Consider the following 4,931-nt stretch of genomic DNA (forward strand, 5'->3'; position numbering starts at 1 on the left):
AACTCAGCACTCAGCACTCAGCACTCAGCACTCAGCACTCAGCACTCAGCACTCAGCACTCAGTACTCAGCACTCAGCACTCAGCACTCAGCACTCAGCACTCAGTACTCAGCACTCAGTACTCAGCACTCAGCACTCAGCACTGATTATATTCTGGAGAAGCATTTGACATTTTTGAGTGATGAGTTCCCAATTGTTGGTTTGTAGGAGTGTTTTTGGAAATAGTTCTCCGCTTAAACCAACTGCGATGGCGCCGGCGCTTAAAAATTGTGAGGCATTTTCTAGAGTCACACCTCCTGTGGGGATAAGGGGTATATGTCCGAGGGGGCCTTGTAAACTTTTGATGTAACTTGTGCCACCAAGTGATTGGACGGGATATACCTTAACTGAGTCGGCGCCACTTTTCCAAGCTGTGACAATTTCTGTAGGAGTTAGGGCACCTGGAATAATTGGTATATTTTGGTCGCGCGCAATATGAATAAGTTCGGAGTCAACGTGTGGGGTAAAGATATATTCCACACCACAAGCGATAGCATCATGCAAATCTTGTACACTTAGTACTGTTCCTGTACCAATAATACAGTTTGGTAATTCGCAACGCAGCTTATTGATTAAATCTGGTGCTGCGTCGCTGTTCCAAGTAATCTCAATTAATTTCATCCCCGATGCTGCAACCGCACGTGCGATTTGCCGTCCAGTCTCTAGTTTGGGCGCCCTAATTACAGCGAACGCGCGGTTTTGTCGTAATATCGATAGCCAATTATCAATCATCAACTGTTAACTATTAATAAATTCTACAGACAATTTGATTTTTCTCTCTACAGATGTATTCTGATATTTACCAGAAAGAAGGTTATTCTATCGTTTTCACCAATAAACAGATAACTTTAATCCAATAGTACAACTGCTTGAACTACTGCTTGGACTACTGCTCGTGTTCATATTGGTAAAACCTGGTAAAAACTATTAAGATTTTCAGTGTGCTTTATTATACTTATTACATATTTCAAACCTGTGCTTTGATAATTGCATGTGATAAATATAACAATTAAACCCGTTTATGTCAGTAAATTATAATTTTTTATATTTATTTTATTTGAAAAGCAAAAATGTATTGAAAGTCAAAGAATTGAGATAATTAATAAATGTTACAAGTTTAAATATTTTTGAAAAAAACAAATTATCTGTTAATATAAAGATTAAAGAAACAACTGTAGGTCGAGCAGTTATCATATGGCAAAATCATTATTGAATGAGCTAACGCATCGCTCTTATTCAAAATCAAAAAATCCTGACGGCACACGTACACCACAATTACGAATTGGGGTTGAAACGAAATTGCCTTATCACTCATTTCTGTCAGAGTGGGGTGATAAATATCAGTCTTTGCTGCGTACAGCATTAAATGCGTTACAGAGTGGGCAATCAGAGGATGATATTGAAAAAGCTTTTCAAGGAAAGTTTGATATTGATTGGGCATGGGCTGACTCAGTGGCAAGTGATGCAAGGGGAACATTTGACCAACTAAAAACAGCGAGCGATTTAAGAATCAAGGCATTAAATGATGACCTAGTGGCAGGTTGGAAATATGTTGCCTCAACAATTGAATTAATGGAACAACAGTTAGCAAATCCGACACGTAAAAATATGAAAGGATTTGCAAGACGATTAATGGGATTAGAATCAAAAGTTAATAGACTTGAACGCAAACAAGTAGAAAAACAAGAATTAGAAAACGCGAAAAGATTACATGTATGTTTCGGTATTTCTAAATTATTCAATGCTCAATATTATTTAGAAGAGAATGGTTACTCATCTCATGCCCAATGGCGTATAGATTGGGAGAAAAAGCGTGGTGGAAATTTTTACAGTGTAGGTAAAGGTTCAGTTACAGGTAATAATCCTGTTGCCAAAATATTTTATATTCAGGACGATATATTTAGTGTTGCTTTTACTGTTCCAAGATTTTTGCGTGAGAAATATGGGGATACAGTCAGTCTTGAGTTTGAGGTATCGTCAGAGCGTAAACATAATTTACTTTACGCATTAGAAGCTGGAAAGCCAGTTACAGTTCAATGCTTTAGACGTGAACATAAAAACGACCAGTGGTATATACATTTAACGACTTATGTTCAAGATGTTCCGACTGTTTCTAGCATAAATAATGGTTGTATTGGTATTGATTTAAATGCAGAAACTATTGATGTAATTTATATAAAACGTGATGGCAATCCCGATAGATGTCGTAATGCCATCAGTTTCCCCATTCCAACAGGAACAACTGGACAGAAACAGGCTAAACTTCGTGATATTGTATGTGAAATTGTTAAACTAGCAGAAATTTATCAATGCCCAATTGCTTGTGAAAATCTTGATTTTTCAACTAAGAAGAATCAATTACGGCATAGTGGCAGCAAGGAATATAACCGAATATTGTCAGGATTTATTTATGATAAATTTCGTTCTTATCTTGTTGTTAGAGCAGAAAAGTATGGAATAGGAGTATTATTCAAATCACCGTTTATGACTAGTGTCATAGGTATGGTAAAGTATATGCAAAAATATGCATTGAATAGTGCGACTTCTGCTGCAATGGTAATAGCTAGAAGAGCTTTGGGGTTTAAAGAGTATATCCCCCAGAAATGGTTAAAAACTCTTTCTTCATTCTTTAAACCGGAGGATTCAAAGGATGGAGGATTTGCGGGAGGATGGAGAAAAATATCGGCTTGGCTGAAAAAATTCTGTATCCGTAGACCGCAAATGTTTGAACTCGATACCGTGCTTCGGTTCTTATTAGATTCCTTAGTACTTGAATCTCAGAAAACGACCCATAAAAGGCGAAAGTCGGGTGGTAGCAATAAGTCTGAGGGTAAAAGAAAGGGAAAGGCAAAACCTACTGAAGCTCAAGCCCCACTTGAACGAGAACAAACATTGGTTACGAATATAGGGGCATTCACCGTGGCTCCGTAACTGGTGAAGGTAATGATTTTATAAGTTATTACCAGTTTCTATCAGGTTTTTTAGTAGGTGCTTGAACTATGAATCAAAAAAAATTGCTTCAATTTGCAGCAATCACTTCATTAAGCCTTGTTACAGGGACTTTATTGGCGCCATCCATATCTAGGGCGACAATACCACTTTTGATATCAAAAACAGGAAATGATAGTTCATACAGCTTGCGAGTACATATATGGGATGTCTCGGACTTAGCTTTTACAAACGATGGAAAGACTTTAGTCAGCGGTAGCTTTGACGAAACAGTTCAGGTATGGGACTTGTCGAAGCGCAAGCTCAAAAGGTCTTTACCTGGTCATAAAGAAGGTGTGAACGCTGTAGCTATTACAAGTGATGGATTAACTTTAGTAAGCGGGGGTGGTTCTAGTAAACCCGATGGCGATAAAACAATTCGCGTTACAAACTTAGAAACTGGCAAAGTTATTTATACCTTAGCAGGTCATACATTAGGTATCACTTCTTTAAGTATAAGTCCTGACGGTCAAACTCTTGCAAGCGGGAGTTACGACAAGACTATTAAGCTGTGGAATTTAAAGACTGGTCAATTAAGAAATACGTTAACAGGACATGGCGCCTGGGTGCGTGCAGTCGCGATTAGTCCTGATGGTAAAACCCTTGTTAGTGGAGGAGGTGCAGTTGACCCAAATACCGATACGACTATCAAAATATGGGATTTAACTTCTGGAAAATTAATTCGTAGTACCAAAACAAATAATGACCCTGTTAATTTTGTTCGCTTCACCCCAGATGGAAAGACTATAGTTAGTGGTAGCGAAACAGTAATTAAACTTTGGAACGCAAATGGTGAATTAATAAATAGTATTAAGGCGCCATCAGAAGCAGGAATTAAAGCAATTGCCATGAGTCCAGACGGGAAAACTTTAGCAACTACTTCTTTAGATGCATCAGTATTCCTTATAAATTTAGCAGATGGAGCAACACGAACACTTGTACCTGCTGCAAAAAACCAGAATATTGACGGTTTATATCCTAGCAGCGTTCGCTTTAGTCCAGATGGTAAAACTATTGCCATTGGACATGGTGGAGGTGCATATCTATCTCAGTTTTTAATTGACATGCGGTCACTGTAGGGTGTGTGACGCTACGAAAAAATTTAAACTAACATTATAATACTTGTAGCGTCACGCACCGACGTGATATCTAATAAAGATTATTTGGTATTTATTGGACAATATCCCCAGAAAATAGACATGTCCAATGACTAAATCATGGGACAGTACAGAAACTGTCACAAGCAGGCTTGCAATTGTCAACAGAAGATATTTCATTAGTAATTAACTACTATCAAGCTCAAAGAAGAAACTTTGGGAGTCGAACTTGCGTAATGGCATTAAAGAAGAAAAAAGGGTTCCGCATCGAAACCAAAACATTGAAATCTAAGCTCGTTCGTCAAGGCGATTTCGTAGAAAATACGCTGCGGGTTTATCGCTCGCTTTTACGGGCGAGCCAGTCTTTAGAACAGATAGCGAACTTGGGATGCAGTACGCTAGTTATAGTCGCGAAAACTGGGAATACAGTATGGAGAAAGAAGGGTATCATCCTGGTAATTACGCAATAACTGCATCTGGTAAAGTAATTCATTCAGGTTTAAACGCCGCTAGAAATATTGGAATGAAATTCAAGAGGCGCGATAATTCCAAAAATCTTGTTCTTGTAAGGGGATGAGTCAAGCATTCGCTACATGCGAAGCGTCCTGTCCCCATGTGTAGAGGGGAGACAATTCACTTACTAATTAGTTAATTGCCATTTATTGAGAATGGTTTTCGATCAGTAATCCGCTTGCGGATAATGCTGTGATTAACCGGACAGAGGTGAACCGAAAATGTAAGGAAGTGCGACTCGTTCTAAGTAGGAACCCTTAGAAACTAAAGGTGTATGACTTAGGTAAAAGGGAA

At 38.4% G+C, this 4,931-nt stretch carries 4 protein-coding genes; 3 read left to right on the top strand and 1 reads right to left on the bottom strand.

Annotated elements, in window-relative coordinates:
* Positions 1 to 129: 129 nt before the first annotated feature.
* On the bottom strand, positions 130 to 771 hold the full coding sequence (locus tag AC2JBO_RS42990; protein ID WP_496959738.1) for a bifunctional 4-hydroxy-2-oxoglutarate aldolase/2-dehydro-3-deoxy-phosphogluconate aldolase: 642 nt from the start codon (positions 769 to 771) through the stop codon (positions 130 to 132).
* 462 nt (positions 772 to 1,233) lie between these two features.
* Between AC2JBO_RS42990 and AC2JBO_RS42995 the strand changes: the two genes are divergently transcribed.
* The 3 genes from AC2JBO_RS42995 to AC2JBO_RS43005 all read left to right on the top strand — a co-directional run bounded on the left by AC2JBO_RS42995 (position 1,234) and on the right by AC2JBO_RS43005 (position 4,594).
* Positions 1,234 to 2,970 (top strand): transposase family protein, encoded by a 1,737-nt coding sequence (locus tag AC2JBO_RS42995; RefSeq protein WP_496959739.1) that lies wholly within the window; start codon positions 1,234 to 1,236, stop codon positions 2,968 to 2,970.
* Positions 2,971 to 3,038: 68 nt separating this feature from the next.
* Positions 3,039 to 4,106 (top strand): WD40 repeat domain-containing protein, encoded by a 1,068-nt coding sequence (locus AC2JBO_RS43000; protein ID WP_496959740.1) that lies wholly within the window; start codon positions 3,039 to 3,041, stop codon positions 4,104 to 4,106.
* Positions 4,107 to 4,282: 176 nt separating this feature from the next.
* Positions 4,283 to 4,594: a hypothetical protein gene (locus AC2JBO_RS43005; RefSeq protein ID WP_496959741.1), complete on the top strand. Its 312-nt coding sequence runs from the start codon at positions 4,283 to 4,285 to the stop codon at positions 4,592 to 4,594.
* Positions 4,595 to 4,931: the final 337 nt, after the last annotated feature.

This window comes from Calothrix sp. CBUCES-K 9914 (genome assembly GCF_059640475.1).

What these genes read in the sequence shown, in the direction of transcription:
- AC2JBO_RS43000 (WP_496959740.1), top strand. Translation starts at nt 3,039, where the DNA reads ATGAATCAAAAAAAATTGCTTCAATTTGCAGCAATCACTTCATTAAGC.
- AC2JBO_RS42990 (WP_496959738.1), bottom strand. Translation starts at nt 771, where the DNA reads ATGATTGATAATTGGCTATCGATATTACGACAAAACCGCGCGTTCGCT.
- AC2JBO_RS42995 (WP_496959739.1), top strand. Translation starts at nt 1,234, where the DNA reads ATGGCAAAATCATTATTGAATGAGCTAACGCATCGCTCTTATTCAAAA.